Below are 22,363 nucleotides of genomic sequence, written 5' to 3'. Positions count from 1 at the left end.
CGGTTTTCTTATTGTCGACGCGCCGCCGCTCAGGCCGCGCGTCCCACGCTGCGGCTCACTTGCGGCTTGCCGTCATGCAGGCGCGCCAGGTTGCCGTCCAGTTCATCCAGGTCGTACAGGTAATTGACCATCAGGCCGCAGGACTGCTTGAGTCCCTTGGCCGAAGTGTCCGCCGCCCAGTTCAGGCGTTCGATGCGCGCGCCGTTGCCCAGGTGGAAACGCGCCACCGCGTCCAGCGGCAGGCCGTTCTTCATGGCCTGCAGATAGTGCGCGGCCAGGCGGAAGGCGGCGCGCTTGACCACGTCGGGCGTCTTCTTGCCCAGCGCCGCGCGCGCCAGCCGCGCCACCCAGCGCCGGCCGTCGGGCACACCGGCGCGCTGGCGCGCCTTGGCGCGCGACTTGTCCTCGCGCAGGACCGCTTCGACCGCATCGCCGTCCAGCTTGCCGAGCCAATCGGCGAAGCCGGGAATCGGCGACAGCGTGGCGAATGACTTGAGCTTGGGCAGTTCCTCCAGCAATTGCTCGACCACGCGCTTGAGCAGGAAATTGCCGAAGCTGATGCCCTTCAGGCCCGGCTGGGTGTTGGAGATGGAATAGAAGATCGCCCAGCGCGCCTTGTCCAGATCCTGCGGCGGCGCGCTGCTGTCCAGCAATGCCTGCACGTTGTCGGCCATGCTTCCGGCAAACGCCACCTCGACGAAGATCAGCGGCACGTCCGGCAATTGAGGATGGAAATAGGCGTAGCAGCGGCGGTCCGGCGCCACGCGGTGGCGCAGGTCGTCCCATGACTGGATCTCGTGCACGGCTTCATAGAGGATCAGCTTTTCCAGCAACGAGGCGGGCGAGTCCCAGGTGAGCGGCCGCAGCTCCAACAGGCCGACGTCGAACCAGGCCGACAGCAGGCCTTCGAGGTCCTTGTCCAGCGCCTGGATGCCGGCGACCTGCTTGCGCCAGCGCAGCATGTCGGCGCGCAACTCGACCAGGAAGCGCAGACCCATCGGCTGCGCGTTGAAGCGCTTGAACAGGCGCGCGCCCTCGCCGGCATCGCTCGCGAAGGTGCCGCGCACCTGCGCCAGGGCGGCCAGCATCAGGCGCCGGTCCTTGCCGTCGGCGGCGCTGTAGCGTTCGCACCAGCGCCGCGCCAGCTTGTTGGCGGCCACGTCGGTCAGGCGCGCCTCGAACAAGCGCCGCACCTCGGACTCGCTGGGCAGCCGGCCGCGCTCCCACAGGCGCCCCAGGCGCGTGATCAGGCTATCGCCGTCGGCGGCCGTGTCGATGGGTTCGGCATCGGGCTCAGGCGTGCGTGCGCCGCGCGCGGGAGCGAGATTGGCGGGTGCGTTCATGGGCGGGTTCCTCGGCTGCGGGAAGATCGGAAAGCGGCGGCGTGTCGTCGGCGGCCAATGCGCGCAGGACCTCGAGCTGGCGCATCAGATGATGGCGCGCCAGCGCCTCGGCGCGCTCGGGGTCGCGAGCCTGGAGGGCCACGAAAATGGCCTGGTGCTCGGCACAGGATTCCTGGATGCGGCCGGGCCAGGCCAGGCTGCGATGGCGGGACAGGCTAAGCACCTTGCGCAGGTTGCCCACCATGTCGACCAGCCACTGGTTGCCGGCCAGCGCCTGCACCGCTTCGTGGATCAGGTAATTGGTCTGGTAGTACGCATCGATGCGGCCAGCGGCGGCGTGGCCGGCCAACGCCTCGTGCAAAGGCGCCAGCGCCGCCAGTTGCGCGTCCGACGCCTTGCACGCCGCCTCGTGGGCGCAGCGCCCTTCGAGCATGGCCATCAGCGGGAAGATGTCTTCCAGGTCCTGCGCCGACAGTTCATTGACGAAGCAGCCGCGGCGCGGCTCCAGCCGCACCAGGCCCTCGGTGGCCAGCACTTTCAGCGCCTCGCGCAGCGGCGTGCGCGAAATCCCCAGTTCGCCGGCCAGGCGCAGTTCGTCGATCCATTCGCCATTGCGCAGCGCGCGCGCATGGATCATGCCGCGCAGGCGATCCGCGACTTCCAGATACAGGGCTTGCCGGACGATGGGTGAGGTCATGGGCAGACGGCCTGAAGGCTCCGTAATTCATAATTATGAATAAACCCATCATATCCCCGCCCGGCAAATCCGGCCTAGCAAAAAATCGTAAGGAGTTGCCCTAACCGGCGGCCGGCAATCAGAAATGCAGAACGCCGTCGACCGCGTGGCGGCTGAGGGACCGCGCCCAGCGGCGCGCCGGCAAGCCATAGCGGGACTCGACCACCTCGGCGCGCGCCAACAGCTCGGCCGGCGTGACCGCCAGCCGCGGGCCGGAAAACGCCAGCACGATCTGGTTGCCGGCATCGATCTCGGGCAGCAGCACCACCCGGTCGTCGAAGGCCTTGGACAGATTATCGATGTTCCTGCCGAAGCTCTCGTGGCGGCCGAACAGATTCACCGCCAACACCCCGACCTCGCCCAGCACCCGGCGGCAGTCACGGTAGAACTTGACGCTGTCGCGCACCGGCCCTTGCGCCGAGGCGTCGTACAGGTCAACCATCAGCACCGGGCAACGGCCGGCGTTGAGCGGATCCGCGGCCCATTCGGCGGCATCGGCGTGCTCGACCCGCAGGCGGTTCTCGCCCGGCAGGCGGAAGAACATGTGGCAGGCGGCGGTGACGCGCGGGTTCCATTCCACCGCCAGCAACGGCGCGCGCGTCTGCTTGGCGCAGAACCGCGCCAGCGAACCGGCGCCCAGGCCGAACATGCCGATGGCCTCGTCCTTCGGAGGTTCCAGGAACAGCAGCCAGGCCATCATCTGGGCGGTGTATTCCAGTACCAGTTCCGACGGGTTCTTGATGCGCATCGCGCCCTGGACCCATTCGGTGTTGAAGTGCAGATAGCGCACGCCGTCCACTTCGGAAAGGGTCGGCTGGTCGAGTTCGGAGGGGAATTTGGATTTGTACATGGGCGCGATTGTAGGCCCGGCGCGCACAGCCATCGGCGCCACGCCGCCATGCGACCGGAATGCCGGCCGGCGAACGCCGCCGGGCCGGCGCGGGCGGACCGTTGCGGCCCGACCCCGGGGCTAACGATGCACGGTCAACGCCGCACCGGCGAGGCGTCGCTCAGATGCGCTCGAAGATCGCGGCGATGCCCTGGCCGCCGCCAATGCACATGGTCACCAGCGCGTAGCGGCCCTGCACCCGCTGCAGTTCGTGCAGCGCCTTGACGGTGATGATCGCGCCCGTGGCGCCGATCGGGTGGCCCAGGCCGATACCGCTGCCGTTCGGATTGACCTTGGCCGGATCCAGCTTCAACTCGCGGCTCACGGCGCAGGCCTGGGCGGCGAAGGCTTCGTTGGCCTCGATCACATCCAGTTGGTCCACGCTCAGACCGGCGCGCTTGAGCGCGGCCTGCGTGGCAGGCACCGGACCGATGCCCATGATGCTCGGGTCGACGCCGGCATGCGCGTAGGCCACCAGGCGCGCCAGCGGCTTGACGCCGCGCTTGGCCGCGACCGAAGCGTTCATCAGCACCAGCGCGGCGGCGCCGTCGTTCAGGCCCGAGGCATTGCCGGCGGTGACGGTGCCGTTTTCCTTCTGGAACACCGGCTTGAGCGCGGCCAGGCTGTCGGCGGTGACGTCGCGGCGCACGTGCTCGTCGGTGTCGAACACCACTTCGCCCTTGCGCGTCTTCTGCACGATCGGCACGATCTGGTCGCGGAAGTAGCCGGCCTCGATGGCGTTGGCGGCGCGGCGGTGCGATTCGGCGGCCAGCGCGTCCTGGTCCTGGCGGCTGATGCCGAACTGGGCGGCGACGTTCTCGGCGGTCACGCCCATATGCATGCGGCCGAACGGATCGGACAGCGCGCCGGTCATCATGTCCTGCATGATGCTGTCGCCCATGCGCGCGCCCCAGCGCTGCGCCGGCGCGATGTAGGGCGCGCGGCTCATGCTCTCGGCGCCCGCGCCGACGGCGATGTCGGCATCGCCCAGCAGGATGGTCTGCGCCGCCGACACGATGGCCTGCAGGCCCGAGCCGCACAGGCGGTTGACGTTGAAGGCCGGGGTTTCCTTGGCGATGCCCGCATTCATCGCGGCCACGCGCGACAGATACATGTCGCGCGGTTCGGTATTGATGACATGGCCGACGGCGACATGGCCAACTTCGTCGCCCTTGACGGCGGCGCGTTCCAGCGCGGCCTTGATGACGCTGGCGCCCAGGTCGCAGGGCGGCACGTCTTTCAGCGCGCCGCCGAAATCACCGATGGCGGTGCGGACGGCGGATGCGACGATGACTTCGTTCATGATGTTTCCTCCTGATGGATCCCTTCATCATACTCGCGCGGCTTGCTCCCCCGCCGGCCCCGGGGCGCCGATATCCGATCCTTATCGCCAGGCAAAAATTTACTATTGGACAGCCCGCGCGCGGGTCGCGGATAGTGGCCAGCGGCGCGCCGCCCCCGGCGTCCGCCTGACCGGAACCACCCATGATCGATACGCTGGAACTGACCGCCATCCCCCCGCAGGACGAAGCGCTACGCGCCGAAGTACGCGGCTTTCTCGCCGAGGCCCTCGATGGGCTGGAACCCGATGAACGCGCCCGCTCCTGGATGGGCTACGACGCCGGCTTCAGCCGCCAACTGGCCGAACGCGGCTGGCTCGGCCTGACGCTGCCGCGCGAATACGGCGGCGCCGAACGCGGCCATTTCGCGCGCTTCGTGCTGTCCGAGGAACTGCTGGGTGCCGGCGCACCGGTATCGGCGCACTGGATCGCCGACCGCCAGAGCGCGCCGCTGATCCTCAAGCTCGGCACGCCCGCGCAGAAGGCCTTCTACCTGCCGCGCATCTGCCGCGCCGAGGCCTTCTTCTGCATCGGCATGAGCGAACCCGGGTCTGGCTCGGACCTGGCCAGCATCCGCACCCGCGCCGAACCCATGGCGGGGGGCTGGCGCCTGAACGGCAGCAAGGTCTGGACCACCAACGCGCACCGCTCGCACTACATGATCGCGCTGGCGCGCAGCTCTGGAACCCCTGACGACCGCCACCAGGGCCTGTCGCAGTTCATCGTCGACCTGTCGTTGCCGGGCGTGTCGATCCGGCCCATCCAGGACCTGGCCGGCGACGCGCACTTCTCCGAAGTCTTCTTCGATAACGTCGAACTGGCGCCGGACGCGCTCATCGGCCAGGAGGGCGCGGGCTGGGCCCAGGTCAATGCCGAACTGGCGTTCGAGCGCAGCGGACCGGAACGCCTGTACTCCAGCATCGCCTTGCTGCAATGCTGGCTGGCGCACGGCCGCGACGGCGCGGCGCGTGACGATGCCGACCACGCCCTGCTGGGCGCCCTCCTGTCGCAAATGGCGGTACTGCGCGCGCTCTCGCTGGCGGTCGCCGGCAAGCTGGCGGCGGGCCAGAGTCCCGCTATCGAAGCGGCCCTGGTCAAGGACCTCGGCACCGAGCTTGAGCAGGACATCCCGCGGTTGATCGCTGACGCGCTGGGCCGCCGTCCCGAGAGGCCGCCGCCGTTGCCGCTGCTGCGCACCCTGGCCTACCTGGAACAGGTCGCCCCCACCTTCTCGCTGCGCGGCGGCACCCGCGAAATCCTGCGCGGCATCATCGCGCGCGGCCTCGGCCTTCGATAGGAACTCCCATCATGGATTCGATTTTTGGCGACGCCGTCGAACGCCTGTTCGCGCAGACCTGCCCGCCCAACGTGATACGCAAGGCCGAACAGGGGCAGCCGCCCGCGCAAGCCTGGCAGGCCTGCGAGGCCGCAGGCTTCGCCAACGCGCTGATGCCGCAACACCAGGGCGGCGCCGGCCTGGCACTGGCCGATACGTTGCCTCTGGCGGTCGCCGCCGGCCGCCACCTGTGCCCCTACCCCTTCGTCGACACCCTGCTGGCGCGCGCCTGGCTGGCACGCGCCGGCCAGACGCCCGCGCCCGGCTCAATCGCGCTGGCGCCGCATGGCTGGCAAGTGCGGGGCCGGCAAGCCATCGGCGCCAATGTGCCCTGGATTCGCAGCGCCGACGCGGTGCTGGCACGTATTGGCGAACACGCCTGGCTGCTGCCCGCCCGCGCCGCCACGGTCGAACCCAGCGGTGTGCACGGCAGCCTGGACGCGCCGGCCCGCTGGTCGCTCGACGATGGCGTGCGCATCGACGCCGACACCGCACTGCCGTCGCTGGCAGAGCTGGCGGCCACCGCCTGCGCCGGCCTGATCGCCGGCGCCATGGAACGCGTGCTGGCCATGACGCTGGACTACGCCAGCCAGCGCCAGCAGTTCGGCAAGCCGATAGGCCGCTTCCAGGCGGTGCAGCAACAGATCAGCGTGATGGCCGAACAGGTCTGGGCGGCGCGCATGGCGGCGCAACTGGCATTCCAGGGGCGCGACGGCCTGCCACAGCCCTTGTTGGCCGCGCTTGGCAAGGCCCGCGCCAGCCTGGCAGTAGCGCGCGTGGCCGACATCGCGCACGCGGTGCATGGCGCCATCGGCGTCACCGAGGAATACGATTTGCAGTTGTACACGCGCCGGCTGCGCGAGTGGCGGCTGGCGGCAGGGTCCGAATCCTACTGGCACGCACGCATCGGCGCGCATGCGCTGGCGGACGGCGGCGACGCCGTGTCCTACCTGCGCACAGCGCTGTTCGATCGCGAAGCCGCCTGAACCACCGCCACCTGGCGCGCCGCCCGCTCACGGCGCGGCGCGCGCGATTCAATCCATCTGCGCCAGCATGCTGTCGCGCAGGCGCAGCACCGCCGCGCAGGACGTGGCCCGGTGCGTCACCAGCGACAACGACAAAGCCTCGCGCGCCTCGGCATCGGCCAGCGGCACGAACGCCACCAACGGCGTGCTGTAGGCCCGCGTCACGCCCGGCACCAGCGCCAACCCCATGCCACTGGCCACCAGGCTGACCAGCGTCTGCACCTGGATCGCCTCCTGGCTGATGCGCGGCGAGAAGCCGGCCTTGCGGCACAACGCCTGCGCCACGCCATGCAGGCCCGGCACCTTGGCGGGCGAGTACATCACGAAACTTTCGCCGCGGGCGTGGGCCAGGCTGACCGGTCCGCCGCCGGCCAGCGCGTGACCGGCCGGCACCGCCAGGATCAGGTCATCGCGTTCGACCACCCAGGATTCCAGCGCCGGATCCTCGGCCAGCGGACCGCGCACCAGGCCGGCATCGATATCGTTGGCGCGCAGCATCGCCGCCAGGCCGACGGTGCTGTCCTCGCGCAATTCCAACTGCACGTCCGGATACTGCGCGCGAAATACCGGCAGGCTGCGTGGCAACAGGGTATAGGTCGCCGAACCGACGAAACCCAGCCGCAGCGTGCCCCACTCGCCCAGCGCCACCCGGCGCGCGGCCTGGCGCGCCTGCTCGGTATGGAACAGCGCGCGGCGGGCGTCGGCCATCAGCGCCTCGCCCGCCGCGGTAAGAGTCACACCCCTGGCGCCGCGCGCCAGCAGTGGCACGCCGACCGCGTGCTCCAGTTTCTGGATCGACACCGACAGCGCGGGTTGCGCAATGTGCAGCGTGTCGGCGGCGCGACGGTAGCTGCCCAGTTCGGCGATGGTGACGAACTGGCGCAACTGCCGTAGATCGATAGCCATAACAGATTCCATATCAAGCAATACCGAAGCCATATTAGACGGGTATCAACCGCACCGATAGGATTCCCGCCATGACTTCCGCTTTCCTCCCCCAAGCCTCCGCCCTCGGCGGCCTGCGCGTGCTGGACCTGACCTCCGTGGTGTTCGGCCCCTACGCCTCGCAGATCCTGGCCGACTACGGCGCCGACGTCGTCAAGATCGAAGCGCCCGCGGGCGACTCCACCCGCAATACCGGTCCGGCCCAGGAGCCGGGCCTGGCCGCCATCTTCCTGGGGTTGAACCGCAACAAGCGCAGCGTGGTGCTGGACCTGAAACAGGCCGCCGCCCGCGAAGCGCTGCTGGCGCTGGTGGACGGCGCCGACGTGCTGATGCACAGCATGCGCCCGGCCAAGATGGCCGCGCTGGGCCTGGCCCCCGACACACTGTGCGCACGCAACCCGCGTCTGGTGTATGCCGGACTGTATGGCTTCGGCGCTAACGGCGCCTACGACGGCCGGCCGGCCTACGACGACATCATCCAGGGCCTGGCCGGCTTTGCCGACCTGGCCGATCGCCAGACCGGCACGCCGCGCTACCTGCCGACGGTGGCGGCGGACAAGACCTGCGGCCTGATCGCCGCGCACGCCATCCTGGCCGCGTTGTTCCAGCGCGAGCGTACTGGCCTGGGCCAGCACCTGGAAGTGCCCATGTTCGAAAGCATGGCCTCGTACGTGCTGGTCGAGCATTACTACGGCCGGCACCTGGCGGACACGCCCGGCGAGGCCGGCTACCCACGCGTGCTCACTCCCTGGCGGCGGCCCTGCCGCACCGCCGACGGCCATGTCTGCCTGATGCCGTACACCGACGCCCACTGGCGCAGCTTCTTCGAGGCCGCCGGACGCCCCGACCTGGCGGCCGATCCACGCTTTGCCGACATCGCCGCGCGCACCCGCCACATCGAAGCGCTCTACGAGCTGCAAGCGGGCATCGTCGCCGCGCACGACACCGCCCATTGGCTGGCGCTGTGCGAAAGGCTGGAGATCCCCGCCGCCCGCGTCAATCGCCTGCAGGACCTGGAGGCCGACCCGCACTTGCGCAGCGTGGATTTCTTCCAGCCGCTGCAAAGCGCCGCTGGCGGCCACTACCGCTTCCCGCGCAACCCCGTGCGGCTGCAGCGCTCGCAAGTGCCGCCCGCGATGCCGCCGCGGCTGGGCGAGCACACCCGCGACGTGCTGGCGCAGGCCGGCCTGGCCCCCGCCGCCATCGACGCATTGCTGCAAACCGGCGCCGCCCGGCAAGCCGGCGCCCCTTCCGCTTCCACCAAGGACCCAGCATGACCCAAGACCGCACCGCCCCCGCCCAACTCGGCCAGGGCTACTACTGGCAGGACCTCGCCGTGGGCCAACGCTTTCGCACATTCCGCCGCACGGTCACCGAGACCGATATCGTCAACTTCATCAGCGTCACCGGCATGCTGGAGACGATCTTCATCGACGCCACCTACGCGCACGGCGCGATCCAGGGCCGCCCCGCCCCGGGCGCGCTGACCTATGGCCTGATCGAAGGGCTCATCATGCAGGGCATGGTGCAGGGTACCGGCCTGGCGTTGCTGGAAGTGCACAAGAAGATGCTGGCGCCGGTGGTCGCAGGCGACACCATCTGGGCCGAGATCGAAGTCACCGGCGTGCGCCCGACCTCGCAGCACAACCGTGCCGTGGTCAGCTCGGCCATCGACGTTTTCAACCAGCACGGCAAAGCCGTGATGGCCTACACCGCGACGCGCATGCTGGCCGGCCGGCCGGACTGACGCGGCGCGCGGCGGACAGGCGTCCCGCGCAGAGGACGCCGCCGCCATGGGGCTGCGGCCCCATCCACCAAAGCAAGGAGACACCCATGAAAAAAGCATTGCTCGCGGCCAGCCTGGCCGCGCTGGCGCTCGGAGGCGCCGCCACCGCCCAGGCCGCCTGGCCCGACCGCCCCATCACCATGGTGGTGCCCTTCCCGCCGGGCGGCCCCACCGACCTGGTGGCGCGGGTGCTGGCCAAACAACTGACCGGCCAACTGGGCCAGACCGTGGTGGTGGAAAACAAGGGCGGCGCGAACGGCAACATCGGCATGCAGTACGCGGCGGCCGCAAAGCCGGATGGCTACACCGTGCTCTACAACACCTCGTCGATCGCGCTCAGCCCCAATCTCTATCGCTCGCTGGCCTTCGACCCGGTCAAGGACTTCACGCCGGTTTCGTCCACCGCCGTGATTCCGCTGGTGCTGCTGGTGCATCCATCAGTGCCGGCACGGGACGCACAAGGCTTTGTCGACTATGCCCGCCAGCATCCCGGCAAACTGTCGTATGGATCGGCGGGCGCCGGCAACGTCACGCACCTGGGCGCGCTGCTGCTCCTGCGCTCGTTGAACATCGACGCCGTGCATGTGCCGTATCGCGGCAGCGCCCCCGCCATGACCGATCTGGTCGGCGGGCAGGTGCAGGTCATGACCAACACCCTGAACGATTCGCTGGGTTTCATCCGCGAGGGCAAGCTGCGCGCGCTGGCCGTGACCAGCCGCGCGCGCAGCGAGCAATTGCCAGAAGTGCCAACGGCGGCCGAGACCGTGGTCCCCGGCTTCGAGATGGGTGCCTGGCAAGGCGTGGTGGTGCCGGCGGGCACCCCGGAAGCGGTGGTTGGGAAGCTCAACGCCGAAATCCGCCGCGCTCTGCAATCGGACGAGATGCAAAAACAGCTCAAGGCGCAGGGCGCGCAGGCCCTGGGTTCGACCCCGCAGGAGTACGGCGCCTACATCCGCGGCGAGATCCAGCGCTGGGGCGCGGTGATCAAGGAAGCCGGCGTCAAGCTCGACTAGGTCCAGGCCGCAGCGCTGGCCCGCGGCTTCAGCGGCCGGCGGCTTTGGCGCTCAGGCCGTTGGCCACGCCCATGTCGGTCTTGGGCACGTCGCGGATCAGCACCCGCACGTCCTCGCCGGACATGCCGAGGGTGTCGCATACCGCCTGGTTCAGCGCCGCGATCAGCGCCGACTTCCTGGCCTCGTCGCGGCCCTCGATCAGGGCCGCGTCGACACGCGCCATGGGCTTGCCGATCTCGCCGGCCACGATCACATGTTCGGCGGGAATTTCCTGCAGCACGATGCGCACGCTGGACAGCGGCGCGGCGATGCTCTCGACCACCGCCTGCGAAGCCGCCTGCAGCAACGCGGTCTTCTGGGCGGCCGAATGGCCCTGCATGATCTGGACGTTCAGGATTGGCATGACGGGTTCCGATGTTCCGAATAGTGGCGAACCGGCGATCATTGCCGGCCAGCCATCATATCCGGACTGGCCCCGGGCGCAAGCCTGCCGCCCGGGAACCTGGCCATGGCAACGGGTCGTCCCGCCGCCGCGCGGCTCGCGCCGTCAGGCGGCCTCGCCCCGCTGCGCGGGTTGGGGCTGGCCTTGCAGTTCGGCCTGCGCCGGGTCGCCGTCGGCGGCCTCGGCGGCCTGCGCCGCGGGCGCGGTCTCGGCCAGCACCGGCGTCACCAGTTCGACCACCTTCTTGCGCGAGAGCATGCCGATGAACTCGTCGTTCTCGCCCGTCACCGCCACCGGTTGGTCGCTGTGCACCAGTTGCGCCAGCACCTCGCCCAGGCCGGCCGTGGCCGGCACCGATGCCAGGTCCTCGACGAAGCGCGACACATCGCGGCCGCCTTCGTTCACGGCCTGCTCGGCCGCCCGCAGCGTCAGCACGCCGGCCAGGCGCTTGCCGTCCAGCACGGGCGCATACTCGTAGCTCAGCGCCCGCATCCGATCGACCGCGTGGGCCGGACGCGAACGCATGGTCAACGTCAAGCGCGCCGGATTGACGGCATGGGTGGCATTCAGCACCTTGGTGCGGTTGACGTCCTGCAGGAACGACTGCACGTAATCGTTGGCCGGATTCAGCAGGATGTCTTCCGGCGTGCCTTCCTGCACCAATTCGCCGTCTTTCAGGATGGCAATGCGGTTACCCAGGCGCAACGCTTCGTCCAGGTCATGGGTGATGAAGACGATGGTCTTGTTCAGCTTGGATTGCAGTTGCAGCAGTTGGTCCTGCATCTCGCGGCGGATCAACGGGTCGAGCGCCGAAAACGCCTCATCCATGAGCAGGATCTCGGCATCCGTGGCCAGCGCCCGCGCCAGGCCCACGCGCTGCTGCATGCCGCCCGACAACTGATGCGGATACTGCTGCTCGAAGCCCGACAGGCCGACCTGCTCCAGCCAATCGCGGGCCCGCCGTTCGCGCTCGGCACGGCCCACGCCCTGCACGGCCAGGCCGTAGGCGGCGTTGTCCAGCACGGTGCGGTGCGGGAACAGGCCGAAGCGCTGGAACACCATGCTCATCTTCTTCTGGCGGAATGTCTCGAGGTCGCGCTTGTTCAGGCTGACCACATCGACGCCGTCGACCAGGATATGGCCCGCGCTGGGTTCGATCAGGCGATTGAAGTGGCGGATCAGCGTCGACTTGCCGGAACCCGACAGGCCCATGATGACGTAGATGCTGCCCTCTTCGATCGACAGGCTGATGTCGCGCAGGCCCAGCGTATGGCCGCTTTCGGCCAGCAGCGCTTCCTTGCTCATGCCGCCCTGGGCGGCCTGCAGCCACTTCTGCGGATGCGGCCCGAAAATCTTGTAGATGTTCTTGACTTCGATCTTGCTCATCGCTGGCCTCCCTTGCGCATGCGCTGTCCATACGATTGCGTGATCCGGTCGAACAGCACGGCCAACACCACGATGCCCAGGCCCGCCAGCAGGCCGCGGCCCACTTCCAGGCGGTTGATGCCGAGCAGCACTTCATACCCCAGGCCGCGCGCGCCGATCATGGAGGCGATCACCACCATCGACAGCGCCATCATCGTGGTCTGGTTGATACCGGCCATGATGTTGGGCAGGGCCAGCGGCAGTTGCACGCCGAACAGCTGCTGGCGCGGATTGGCGCCGAACGCGCGCGACGCTTCCAGCACTTCGCGGTCGACCAGGCGGATGCCCAGGTCGGTCAGGCGGATCAGCGGCGGCACGGCATAGATCACGGTGGCGATGATGGCCGGGATCTTGCCCAGGCCAAACAGCATCACCACCGGGATCAGGTACACGAAACTGGGCATGGTCTGCATCACATCCAGCACCGGCAACATGAGCGAGCGCAGCCAGTTGACGCGCGCCATCAACACGCCCAGCGGAATGCCGATGACCACCGACAGCCCGGCCGCCATGATCATCAGCGCCAGCGTCTGCATGCCGGCGTCCCACAGGCCGAGCACGCCGATCACGCACAGCAGCGCGCCCATGGCCAGGCTCAGGCCGATGCGGCGGCTGACCAGCCAGGCAATCGCCACGGTCACGACGACCACGGCCCACCAGGGCGAACTGCGCAGCACCTGCTCCAGCCACACCAGGGCGTGCAGCACGGGCTGGGACAGCGTTTCCAGGGTATCGGCGTAGTTGGTTACCAGGTGATCGACGAATCCATCGATGGCCCCCCGCACCTGGCGGGCGGGAATGATTTCAGGAAACATGTTTTGACTCCATTTCAGCGTGTGCGCCACGGTCCGGCGCGCGGCAGTGGCCACGGTCCGCCGGGGCCACCGAAGGCATGGGTGGCGGCGACACGCTTACAGTCCGGCGCAGGCGGGAACAGCCTGCGCGTAGCCCGCCTGTGCGGGCATTCCGCCTGCCGGAGGGCTTTTTCCCCTTGGGGGCGTCCCAAGGGGAAAAAGTCCACGCCGGTGGCCCGCTCCAGTTGGCCGGAGCGGGCCGCCGCCGGGAAGGCGGCGGGGGTTACAGCGCGCTTTGCACGCGCCCGGCGACGTCCGCGGGGACCCACTTGGTCCAGACGTCGGGCTTGCTCTTCAGGAACCACTTGGCCACCGCGGCGGATTCATCGCCGGATTCTTCCATGTGGGCCAGGGTTTCGTTCATCACGGGCAGCGGCACCGAGACCTTCGACAGGAACGCGGTCAGCACCGGCGCCTCCTGCGAGAACTTGGTGTTCACCGCGGTGAAGACGGGATTGTCGGGGTAGGCGCTGGCCTCGGGCTTGGCGCACTTGGGCGACGTCAGGCACTTGTGCTTGGCGGCGTCGTAGGGCGGCAGTTCGAGCTTGACCAGATCCAGGGCCCCCACCAGCGGCGTGGGCGACCAGTAGTAGAACACCACGTTCTGCTTGCGCTTGTAGGCCGACATCAGGGCCGCCTTCTGCGCCGCGCCGGTGCCCGGCGAGTACAGCGTGAAGCTGTCGCCCAGCTTAAGGGCATGGAACAGATTGGTGCTGGTGACCTCGCACCCCCAGCCCGCCGGGCAGCCATAGAAGCGGCCCTTGCCCGGTTCCTCGGGGTCCTTGAACTGGTCCTTGAACTTGGGCAGGTCGGCCGCCGACTTCAGTTCAGGCAGGCGTTCGGCGGTGTAGCGCGGGATGTACCAGGCCTCGCCGCCCATGTACAGATCGCCGATCCGCTTGACGCGGCCGGTCTTCTCGGCGCGCTCCCAGGGGTCGGCGACGCTGTTCAGCCAGACTTCGGTGTTGATGTCCAGGTCGCCGCGCTCGAGCGCGGCCAGGGCCGGGAGGGTTTCAGTGGGCAGGGTTTCGGTCTTGCAACCATAGCCCTTTTCCATGATGAAACGCTCGATATCAACCAGGACCAGATTGGATTCCCAGTTCATGCCGCCGAAATTGATCGGGCGCTTGAGTTCGCATTGCGCCGCGTCGGCGGCTTGGGCCGAACCGGCGAAGGCGAACAACATGGCCGCGGCGGCCAGGGTCTTGACGGGGGTGAAACGCATTGGCTTTTGCCTCCATAGGTTCAGGGACACGACGGCGCTGGTCCGGCCGTGCCATGGAGCTAAGGGGGTTGTGCGGAAGACGGGCAGAACCGCCAATACAAACCGACACTAGCAACAAGAGGATCCGCGAAGTGCGGGTTCTTGCAAGACAGGAGTCTCGAAACAGGATTTTCGAGAACCCACAGATAGTGAACAAACTGAAAGAAGAAGGCAGCATCTTAACCGAAATTAATGCACACCCCAAGCCCAAGACTGAACAAAACAGATACATTCAGCCCGAAAAACGTCCGGACAAACCCTGATTCCCAAGAGGCAATTCACCATTTTTCCCTGGGGAAGCCCCACTCGAAAACAATGATACATTCAGTTAACATTTTATTCTTATGAATACATCCCAGTCCCGAAAACGGCGTCTTCATGCGGTCTGTCCGGGCTTGTCGCGGTACATGTAGTCGCGCCGCCAGGGATAGGCCAGGTCGGGCGGGTCGTCCAGTTCGTCGGCGCGCCCCGTGGCCGGATGCTGGCCCAGCACCTGGTGCAGCGCAATCCAGCCGTGCTCGAAGCCCATGGCGCATCCGGCCAGGTACAAGCGGTAGGCGCGCAATGACCGCGCGCCCTGCTCGCCGCCCAGGATCTGCGCGGCTTGCGGCAGGCGCGCCTCGAGCGCGTCGCTCCAGGCCCAGAGCGTACGGGCATAGTGCGGCCGCAGGTTCTCGACATCGACCTCCTCCAGGCCGCCATTGGTCAGGGCCTCCATGACCACGCTGATGTGGGTCAGTTCGCCGCCCGGGAAGATGTACTTCTCGATGAACTCGCCCATGCCGCTGCCCAGTTCAGCGTTATAGACGCCAGCCGCGGTGATGCCGTGATTCAGGATCAGCCCGCCCGGCTTGAGCAGCCGCCGCAGCTTGGCGAAATAGCCTTCCAACTGGGCCCGGCCGACGTGCTCGAACATGCCGACAGAGGCGATCTTGTCGAACGGCGCGGTCTCGTCGAGCTTGCGGTAGTCCAGCAATTCCACCCGCACCCGCCCGCCCAGGCCCTTGTCCTGGATCAGCTTGCCGACGTGGGCGTGCTGGTTGCGCGACAGCGTGATGCCGGTGGCATCCACCCCGTAGTGCTCGGCCGCCCACAGCAGCAGCCCGCCCCAGCCCGCGCCCACGTCGAGGAAACGCTCGCCGGGACGCAGCCGCAGCTTGCGGCAGATGTGATCGAGCTTGGCTTCCTGGGCCTGCGCCAGGGTCATGCCCGGGTCGCGGTAATAGGCGCAGGAGTAGACCCGGCGCGGGTCCAGCCACAGGGCATAGAAGTCATCGGACAGGTCGTAGTGGAACTCGATCTGCCGGGCATCGCGTTCGACCGAGTGGCGCCATACCGACATCACCTTGCGCACCAGTTCGGTCAGCCAGCCGCCCCGCGCCGCATCCACCGGCGAGCCCGGCAGCAGCGCGGCGGCGGCCGCCATTACGTCGCGCATCGACCCGTCGATGTCGATGCGCCCTTCGACGTAGTCCTGGCCCAGCACGCCGACCGCGCCCTCGGCCAGGTGGGCCAGTGCGGTCTTGTCGTGCGTCACGAAGCGGACCCTGGGCTCCTGCGCCCCCAGCACCGCGCCATCGGGCAGCACCAACTGCACCGGCACAGGCAGCGCCTGGAGCTTGCGTTCCACCACAGACAACAAAGGATTCACGACCTCTCCTCTGGAATACGTACGGACACGACAGACTGTATCGGAAATTCCCTGCCATTTGCGTGTAAGGCGGCACGTGATAAAGTCATCGGCTTGGTGCAAAACGCGCAATACAGCGCGCCGCGCCCTGCCCCTGCGCGACCTCCCTCGCGATCCACATGCCCCCTACACTTTCCCCACGCGGCGCCATGCCGGGCTGGCTCATCCTCATGGGCGCCCTTACCGCGATCGGCCCCTTCGCCATCGACATGTACCTGCCCGCCTTCCCGACGATCGCCGCCAATCTCGGCGTGCCGCGCGGCGACGTCGAACGCACCCTGGCCGCCTACCTGATCGGACTGGCGCTGGCACAGGTGTTCTACGGGCCGATGGCCGACCGCTACGGCCGCAAGCCGCCGCTGATGGTGGGCCTGGCGCTGTTCATGATCGCCTCGCTGGGCTGCGCCCTGGCCGGTTCGGTCGAGGCCTTGACCGGCTGGCGCGTGATCCAGGCGATGGGCGGCGCGGCCGGCATCGTGATCCCGCGCGCCGTCATCCGCGACCACTATGAAACCCACGAGGCGGCGCGCGCCATGTCGCTGCTGATGCTGATCATGGGCCTGGCGCCAATCCTCGCGCCGCTGGCCGGCGGGCAACTGCTCGGCATCGCCAGTTGGCGCAGCCTGTTCTGGGTCATGCTGGCGGGCGGCGCCATGCTGATGACGGCGGTGGTGATGATCATGAAGGAATCGCTCGCGCCCGAACGCATGGTGCCCCTGCGCCTGCGCACCATCATGCAGAATTACCGCGCGCTGTTCGCGCATCGCGGCTTCATGGCGCACAGCCTGGCCGGCGGTTTCGGCCAGGCCGGCATGTTCGCCTACATCATCGGCTCGCCGCGGGTCTTCATCGAACTGTACGGCGTCGATCCGAAATACTACGGCCTGCTGTTCGGCACCAACGCGCTGTCGCTCATCATCTGCTCGCAGATCAGCGCCCGCCTGTTGCGCTCCCGCACACCGCGCCAACTGCAGCGCCGCGCCCTCACCTCGCTGGCCTGCGCCAGCCTGGCCGCGGTGGCGCTGACACTGGCCGGCTGGATGACGCTGCCGCTACTGATGGCCTGCCTGATCTGCTACATGGGCAGCCAGGGCTTCGTGAATCCCAACTCGGCGGCGCTGGCGCTGTCGGACCAGGGCAAGCGGCTGGGCGCGGCCTCGGCGCTATTGGGGACACTTCAACTATCCTGCGGCGCCCTGGCCGGCTTTGCCGTCAGTGCCTGGCAGACCGACAGCGCCCTGCCCCTGACCACCACCCTGGCCACCTGCGCCTGCCTGTCGTGGCTGTCCGGCCGGGTGGCGCAATCCCACGGCGCCTGAATGCACTCTCCCATCCGCGCCCGCCGCTACGATGGGTCCCTGCGCGCTACGCTCGCCCGCCGCGCCGCCATCGCCGGCGCGGCGCCGGAACCACGGTTGCGACGGCCAGCATGCCTTGTCACTTGATTTGTCGGGATTTTTCGTATTAGAATCTACGTCTTCACATGAAGTTTCCCGTGCTGAGCCACTATGCTTTGTGACTCAACACTCTGACCCCCAAGCGCATTTTTGCGGATGGCAGGCAGCGGGTATAAGCACAGGGCGGAATCCCGGGTTTGAATCTGGATTTCCCCCCTCATCCACTAAGACTGGGTGGCCGGCAGGATGGCAGGACGTCGTGGCAAGACCGCGATGGCACTGAGTCCGACAGCCCGGCGGCTGACACCCCGTCTACCTCCCCGGTGATGCGCAAGAATAAATGAGGTGCATCCATGGCACGCGTATGCCAAGTGACCGGCAAAGGCCCGATGGTGGGCAACAACGTTTCGCACGCGAACAACAAGACCAAGCGTCGCTTCCTGCCCAACCTGCAATCGCGCCGGTTCTGGGTTGAAAGCGAAAACCGCTGGGTGCGCCTGCGCGTCTCGGCCAAGGCCATCCGCACGATCGACAAGAACGGCATCGACGCCGTGCTGGCCGAAATGCGTGCCCGCGGCGAACTGGCCTAATCGGCCCCCCGCCAATCTGACATACTAGGAGCACGACATGGCCAAAGGTATCCGCGAAAAGATCAAGCTCGAGTCGACCGCCGGCACGGGTCATTTCTACACGACCACCAAGAACAAGCGCAACATGCCCGAGAAGATGCTGATCAAGAAGTTTGATCCGGTCGCTCGCAAGCACGTCGACTACAAGGAAACCAAGCTGAAGTGATTCAGCCGGTCTCCGGATAGCCAGAAAGGCCCTGCATCGCAGGGCCTTTTTCATTGGCGGAAACCAGCGCGGCCCGGAACCGGGCCGGCCGGCACCCTTGCCGTTTTCCTTGGCGCGCGGGCGCCGCGCATGCTTCAATTGGGCCGAACTGCAATCGTGTCCCACACAGGCCCGGTTTCGACCGGCCGCTCTTGCCTGCGATATCCGCCATGTTCCTTCCCTGCCTGCCCCTGTTGCGCCGCGCGCTCGCTCCCGCGCTCCTGGCCCTGGCGCTGACGCCCGCCGCATCCGCCAAAGACACCCAGGAAAAGCAACCGCCGATCCGTATCGGCGAAATCAACAGCTACAAGGCCATTCCCGCCTTCCTGGGGCCGTACAAGAAGGGTTGGCAACTGGCGCTGGAAGAAGTCAACGCCTCGGGCGGCGTCCTCGGCCGCAAACTGGAGGTGTTCTCGCGCGATGACAACGGCAACCCGGGCGACGCAGTGCGGGCCGCTCAGGAACTGCTGGCGCGCGAAAAAGTGGATCTGCTGTTCGGCGGCTTCCTGTCCAACACCGGCCTGGCGCTGACCGACTTCGCCAAACAGCAGCAGGTGTTCTTCCTGGCCGCCGAGCCCCTGACCGACAAGATCACCTGGCAGGAAGGCAACCGCTACACCTGGCGCCTGCGCCCGTCCACCTGGATGCACGTCGCCGCCCTGGCGCCCAAGGCGCTGGCCCTGCGTAAAAAGCGCTGGGCCATCGTCTATCCCAACTACGAATACGGACAGTCCGCCGTGGCCACCTTCAAGGCCATGATGAAGTCGTTCCAGTCCGATGTGGAGTTCGTCGCCGAGCAGGCCGTGCCGCTGGGCAAGGTGGACGCCGGCGCGGTGGTGCAGGCCCTGGCGGACGCCAAGCCGGATGCCATCTTCAACGTACTGTTCGCCGCCGACCTGACGCGCTTCGTGCGCGAAGGCAACACCCGCGGACTGTTCGAGAACCGCGCCGTGGTCTCGCTGCTGTCCGGCGAACCCGAGTACCTGGAGCCGCTGGGCGCCGACGCGCCCACCGGCTGGATCGTCACCGGCTACCCCTGGTACGCCATAGACACCCCGGCCAACAAGACCTTCGTCGACGCCTACCGCAAGCGCTACAACGAAACGCCCAAAGTCGGCTCAGTGGTCGGCTATGCCTCGCTGATGTCGCTCGCCCAGGGCCTGAAGGCCGCAGGCGACGTCGACACCGACAAGCTGATCGACGCCTTTGGCGGACTGAAAGTGGACACGCCCTATGGGCCGATCCAGTACCGCAAGATCGATCACCAATCGACCATGGGCGTCTACGTCGGCGTCACCGCGGTCGAGAATGGCAAGGGCATCATGAAGGACTTCGCCTACATCGACGGCGCGCGCCTGCAGCCGCCCGACGAGCAAGTACACAAGATGCGTCCTCGCTGATGAGCCTGTCCGGGCTGCTGTCGCAGTTGCTCAACGGCCTGGCCGACGCCAGCGCGCTGTTCCTGGTGGCGGCCGGCCTGTCGCTTATTTTCGGCGTCACGCGGGTGGTGAATTTCGCCCACGGCTCTTTCTACATGCTGGGCATCTACCTGGCCTGGAGCTTCACCCGGTATTTCGGCGACGGACCCGGCTATTGGGCCGGGCTGCTGCTGGCGGCGCTGGCGACCGGCCTGGTCGGCGCCGCCGCCGAACTGCTGGTGCTCAAGCGCCTGTACCGCGCGCCGGAACTGTTCCAGTTGCTGGCGACCTTCGCGCTGGTGCTGATCATCGGCGATGCCGTGCTGGCCCTCTGGGGCCCGGAAGACCTGTTCGCCGCGCGCGCACCGGGCCTGTCGGGCGCGGTCGAAATCCTCGGCCGGCGCTTCCCACAATACGATCTGCTGCTGATCGCCGCCGGCCCGCTGGTGCTCGGGCTGCTGTGGCTGCTGCTGATGCGCACGCGCTGGGGCCGCCTGCTGCGCGCCGCCGCCGAGAACCGCGACATGCTGGCGGCGCTCGGCGTCAACCAGGCCTGGCTGTTCACCTCGGCGTTCACCCTGGGCGCATTCCTGGCCGGGCTGGGCGGGGCGCTGGCCGCGCCGCGCGTGCCGGCCACGCTCGGACTCGACCTGGAAGTCATCGCCAGCGCCTTCGTGGTGGTAGTGGTCGGCGGCCTGGGCTCCATCCCCGGCGCCTTCCTGGCGGCACTGCTGATCTGCGGCGTCAAGGCGCTGTTCGTGTTCCTGGGCCAGGTCCATATCGGCCCCTGGGCCTTCAATCTTTCGAAACTGACCCTGCTGGCCGAATTCGCCGTCATGGCGGTGGTGCTGGTGGCGCGCCCCTGGGGCCTGCTGGGGCAGCCGCCTGCGCCCTCGTCGCAAGCGCAGGCGGCCGAACGCCCGCTGGTCCGCGCCGGTCCGGGCCTGCGGCGCGCCTATGGCGCACTGCTGGCGCTGTTGGCATTGGCGCCCCTGGCCGCCACGCATGCGCCGTACCTCGGCATCCTGCTGATCGAGATCCTGATCGCCGCCCTGTTCGCCGCCAGCCTGCATTTCCTCACCGGCCTGGCGGGCATGACCACGTTCGGCCATGCCGCCTGGTTCGGCCTGGGTGCCTATGGCGCGGCCCTGCTGCTGAAACTGGCGGCGCTGCCGATGGAAGCGGCATTGCTGCTGGGGCCATTCGCCGCCATGCTCGGCGCCGTGGTGTTCGGCTGGTTCTGCGTGCGCCTGTCGGGCGTGTACCTGGCAATGCTGACGCTGGCGGTGGCGCAGATCCTGTGGGCGCTGGCCTATCAATGGGATGACGTGACCGGCGGCAGCAACGGCCTGATCGGATTGTGGCCGTCGAGCTGGCTGGCGCGCGGCCCCTGGTTCTACTACCTGACGCTGGCGCTGAGCGCGCTCGGCATTGCCTGGTTGCGGCGCCTGGCATTCTCGCCGCTGGGCTATGCGCTGCGCGGCGTGCGCGACTCGCCCCTGCGGGCCGAGGCGTTGGGAATGGAAACGCGCCGCATCCAATGGGCTGGCTTCGTCGCGGCGTCACTGACGGCCGGCCTGGCCGGATCGCTGTACGCCTTTTCGAAAGGCAGCATCGCCCCCGACGTGCTTGCCGTCAGCCGCTCGGTCGACGGCTTGGTGATGGTGCTGCTCGGCGGCCTTCAGACCCTGGCCGGCCCGCTGGTCGGCGCGGCCGCCTATACCTGGCTGCAAGACACCGCGGCCCGCGGCACCGAGTACTGGCACGCGGTGCTGGGCCTGGCGATCCTGGCGCTGGTGATGCTGTTTCCCGCCGGCCTGGCGGGCGCGGCCGCGCGGCTGCGGAGCAGACGCGCATGACGGCGGCCGCTCCCTTACTGCGGGTCCAGGGACTGCGCAAATCCTTCGGCGGCATCGACGCGCTGGCGGAGGTCTCGTTCCAATTGGAAGCCGGCCGCATGCTGGCGCTGATCGGCCCGAATGGCGCCGGCAAGTCCACCTGCTTCAACGTGTTGGGCGGACAATTGCGGCCCGACGCCGGCTCGGTCCGGCTGGACGGACAGGAACTGGTCGGCCGCCCGCCCAGCGCGATCTGCCGCCTGGGCGTGGGACGCACGTTCCAGACCGCCGCTACATTCCGCTCGATGACCGTGCTGGAGAACGTGCAGACCGCCTTGCTGTCGCGCGACCGCCTGCTGTTCCGGCCGTGGCGCCGCGCCGCCTCGCACCGCGCCGAAGAGGCGCTGGCATTGCTGGAGCAGGTGCGCATGGCCGGCCAGGCCGGTGCTCATTGCGGCGCGCTGGCCTATGGCGAGGTCAAGCGGGTGGAACTGGCGATGGCGCTGGCGCATCGGCCGCGATTGCTGCTGATGGACGAACCCACCGCCGGCATGGCCACCAACGAGCGCCACGCGCTCATGCGCCTGACCCGCGAATTGGCCGATACCCAGCACATGGCGGTACTGTTCACCGAGCACAGCCTGGATGTCGTCTTCAAGCACGCCGACCGCATCGCCGTGCTGGTGCGCGGCAGCCTGCTGGCCGAAGGTCCGCCCGACCGCATTGCGGCCGATCCCCGCGTCAGGGCGGCCTACCTGGGCAGCGACGCGCCGCCGGCCTGAGCGACG

21 protein-coding genes are annotated in these 22,363 nt (G+C 68.1%); 11 read left to right on the top strand and 10 right to left on the bottom strand.

The genetic code is table 11. The annotated features are described in order from the left end of the window. Positions 1-29: 29 nt before the first annotated feature. The 4 genes from AC6LKG_RS11340 to bktB form a co-directional block, all read right to left on the bottom strand. Positions 30-1,343, bottom strand: a complete 1,314-nt coding sequence (locus tag AC6LKG_RS11340; RefSeq protein ID WP_498164461.1) for a malonyl-CoA decarboxylase domain-containing protein — start codon at positions 1,341-1,343, stop codon at positions 30-32. Continuing rightward, on the bottom strand, positions 1,294-2,040 hold the full coding sequence (locus AC6LKG_RS11335; protein ID WP_498164460.1) for a GntR family transcriptional regulator: 747 nt from the start codon (positions 2,038-2,040) through the stop codon (positions 1,294-1,296). Before AC6LKG_RS11335 ends, AC6LKG_RS11340 begins: the two co-directional genes overlap by 50 nt. A 118-nt stretch (positions 2,041-2,158) precedes the next feature. Beyond that, a complete protein-coding gene (locus AC6LKG_RS11330) occupies positions 2,159-2,929 on the bottom strand; it encodes a class I SAM-dependent methyltransferase (protein ID WP_498164458.1) in 771 nt (256 codons plus the stop codon). Positions 2,930-3,089: 160 nt separating this feature from the next. Then, positions 3,090-4,271 (bottom strand): beta-ketothiolase BktB, encoded by a 1,182-nt coding sequence (bktB, locus tag AC6LKG_RS11325; RefSeq protein ID WP_498164457.1) that lies wholly within the window; start codon positions 4,269-4,271, stop codon positions 3,090-3,092. A 182-nt stretch (positions 4,272-4,453) separates the two neighbouring features. On the opposite strand from bktB, the gene AC6LKG_RS11320 reads away from it, so the two are divergent. Further along, positions 4,454-5,605 carry an acyl-CoA dehydrogenase family protein gene (locus AC6LKG_RS11320; protein WP_498164455.1) on the top strand — a complete coding sequence of 384 codons (1,152 nt, stop codon included), beginning with the start codon at positions 4,454-4,456 and terminating at the stop codon, positions 5,603-5,605. A gap of 11 nt (positions 5,606-5,616) precedes the next feature. Then, complete coding sequence (locus AC6LKG_RS11315) at positions 5,617-6,630, top strand: acyl-CoA dehydrogenase family protein (RefSeq protein WP_498164453.1); 1,014 nt, start codon at positions 5,617-5,619, stop codon at positions 6,628-6,630. A gap of 48 nt (positions 6,631-6,678) precedes the next feature. On the opposite strand, the gene AC6LKG_RS11310 is transcribed toward AC6LKG_RS11315, so the two are convergent. Then, positions 6,679-7,575, bottom strand: a complete 897-nt coding sequence (locus AC6LKG_RS11310) for a LysR family transcriptional regulator (protein ID WP_498164451.1) — start codon at positions 7,573-7,575, stop codon at positions 6,679-6,681. A gap of 71 nt (positions 7,576-7,646) precedes the next feature. Between AC6LKG_RS11310 and AC6LKG_RS11305 the strand changes: the two genes are divergently transcribed. From AC6LKG_RS11305 to AC6LKG_RS11295, 3 genes are all read left to right on the top strand, one after another. Then, entirely contained in the window at positions 7,647-8,891 is a 1,245-nt protein-coding gene (locus AC6LKG_RS11305) for a CaiB/BaiF CoA transferase family protein (RefSeq protein ID WP_498164449.1), read from the top strand. Continuing rightward, positions 8,888-9,361, top strand: coding sequence for a MaoC family dehydratase (locus AC6LKG_RS11300; RefSeq protein WP_498164447.1), 474 nt, complete (start codon positions 8,888-8,890; stop codon positions 9,359-9,361). Before AC6LKG_RS11305 ends, AC6LKG_RS11300 begins: the two co-directional genes overlap by 4 nt. Positions 9,362-9,447: 86 nt before the next feature. After that, a complete protein-coding gene (locus AC6LKG_RS11295; RefSeq protein WP_498164445.1) occupies positions 9,448-10,413 on the top strand; it encodes a Bug family tripartite tricarboxylate transporter substrate binding protein in 966 nt (321 codons plus the stop codon). A gap of 28 nt (positions 10,414-10,441) precedes the next feature. Here the strand turns inward: AC6LKG_RS11295 and AC6LKG_RS11290 are convergent, their stop codons facing one another. The 5 genes from AC6LKG_RS11290 to AC6LKG_RS11270 all read right to left on the bottom strand — a co-directional run bounded on the left by AC6LKG_RS11290 (position 10,442) and on the right by AC6LKG_RS11270 (position 16,049). Further along, the gene (locus AC6LKG_RS11290; RefSeq protein ID WP_498164444.1) at positions 10,442-10,816 is read right to left on the bottom strand and encodes a tautomerase family protein; all 375 of its coding nucleotides are present in this window, start codon (positions 10,814-10,816) and stop codon (positions 10,442-10,444) included. A gap of 144 nt (positions 10,817-10,960) precedes the next feature. Next, positions 10,961-12,241 (bottom strand): quaternary amine ABC transporter ATP-binding protein, encoded by a 1,281-nt coding sequence (locus tag AC6LKG_RS11285; protein WP_498164443.1) that lies wholly within the window; start codon positions 12,239-12,241, stop codon positions 10,961-10,963. Then, positions 12,238-13,095 carry an ABC transporter permease gene (locus AC6LKG_RS11280; RefSeq protein WP_498164442.1) on the bottom strand — a complete coding sequence of 286 codons (858 nt, stop codon included), beginning with the start codon at positions 13,093-13,095 and terminating at the stop codon, positions 12,238-12,240. Before AC6LKG_RS11280 ends, AC6LKG_RS11285 begins: the two co-directional genes overlap by 4 nt. Before the next feature lie 262 nt (positions 13,096-13,357). After that, entirely contained in the window at positions 13,358-14,359 is a 1,002-nt protein-coding gene (locus AC6LKG_RS11275; RefSeq protein ID WP_498164440.1) for an ABC transporter substrate-binding protein, read from the bottom strand. A gap of 415 nt (positions 14,360-14,774) precedes the next feature. Beyond that, a complete protein-coding gene (locus AC6LKG_RS11270; RefSeq protein WP_498164439.1) occupies positions 14,775-16,049 on the bottom strand; it encodes a class I SAM-dependent methyltransferase in 1,275 nt (424 codons plus the stop codon). Between the two features lie 188 nt (positions 16,050-16,237). Between AC6LKG_RS11270 and AC6LKG_RS11265 the strand changes: the two genes are divergently transcribed. From AC6LKG_RS11265 to AC6LKG_RS11240, 6 genes are all read left to right on the top strand, one after another. Next, positions 16,238-17,407, top strand: a complete 1,170-nt coding sequence (locus tag AC6LKG_RS11265) for a Bcr/CflA family multidrug efflux MFS transporter (RefSeq protein WP_498164506.1) — start codon at positions 16,238-16,240, stop codon at positions 17,405-17,407. A gap of 431 nt (positions 17,408-17,838) precedes the next feature. Next, positions 17,839-18,075 carry a 50S ribosomal protein L28 gene (rpmB, locus tag AC6LKG_RS11260; protein ID WP_006385639.1) on the top strand — a complete coding sequence of 79 codons (237 nt, stop codon included), beginning with the start codon at positions 17,839-17,841 and terminating at the stop codon, positions 18,073-18,075. A 37-nt stretch (positions 18,076-18,112) separates the two neighbouring features. After that, positions 18,113-18,280: a 50S ribosomal protein L33 gene (gene rpmG, locus AC6LKG_RS11255; protein ID WP_003810296.1), complete on the top strand. Its 168-nt coding sequence runs from the start codon at positions 18,113-18,115 to the stop codon at positions 18,278-18,280. Positions 18,281-18,489: 209 nt separating this feature from the next. Then, positions 18,490-19,719 carry an ABC transporter substrate-binding protein gene (locus AC6LKG_RS11250; RefSeq protein WP_498164438.1) on the top strand — a complete coding sequence of 410 codons (1,230 nt, stop codon included), beginning with the start codon at positions 18,490-18,492 and terminating at the stop codon, positions 19,717-19,719. Further along, positions 19,719-21,596 carry an ABC transporter permease gene (locus AC6LKG_RS11245; protein WP_498164436.1) on the top strand — a complete coding sequence of 626 codons (1,878 nt, stop codon included), beginning with the start codon at positions 19,719-19,721 and terminating at the stop codon, positions 21,594-21,596. The genes AC6LKG_RS11250 and AC6LKG_RS11245 overlap by 1 nt, the downstream gene beginning before the upstream one ends. After that, complete coding sequence (locus AC6LKG_RS11240; RefSeq protein ID WP_498164435.1) at positions 21,593-22,357, top strand: ABC transporter ATP-binding protein; 765 nt, start codon at positions 21,593-21,595, stop codon at positions 22,355-22,357. The genes AC6LKG_RS11245 and AC6LKG_RS11240 overlap by 4 nt, the downstream gene beginning before the upstream one ends. Positions 22,358-22,363 lie beyond the last annotated feature (6 nt).

This window comes from Achromobacter sp. 46006 (assembly GCF_059761975.1).
The sequence above is the reverse complement of the archived record's forward strand: the minus strand, read 5'-3'. Positions and strand labels throughout refer to the sequence as shown.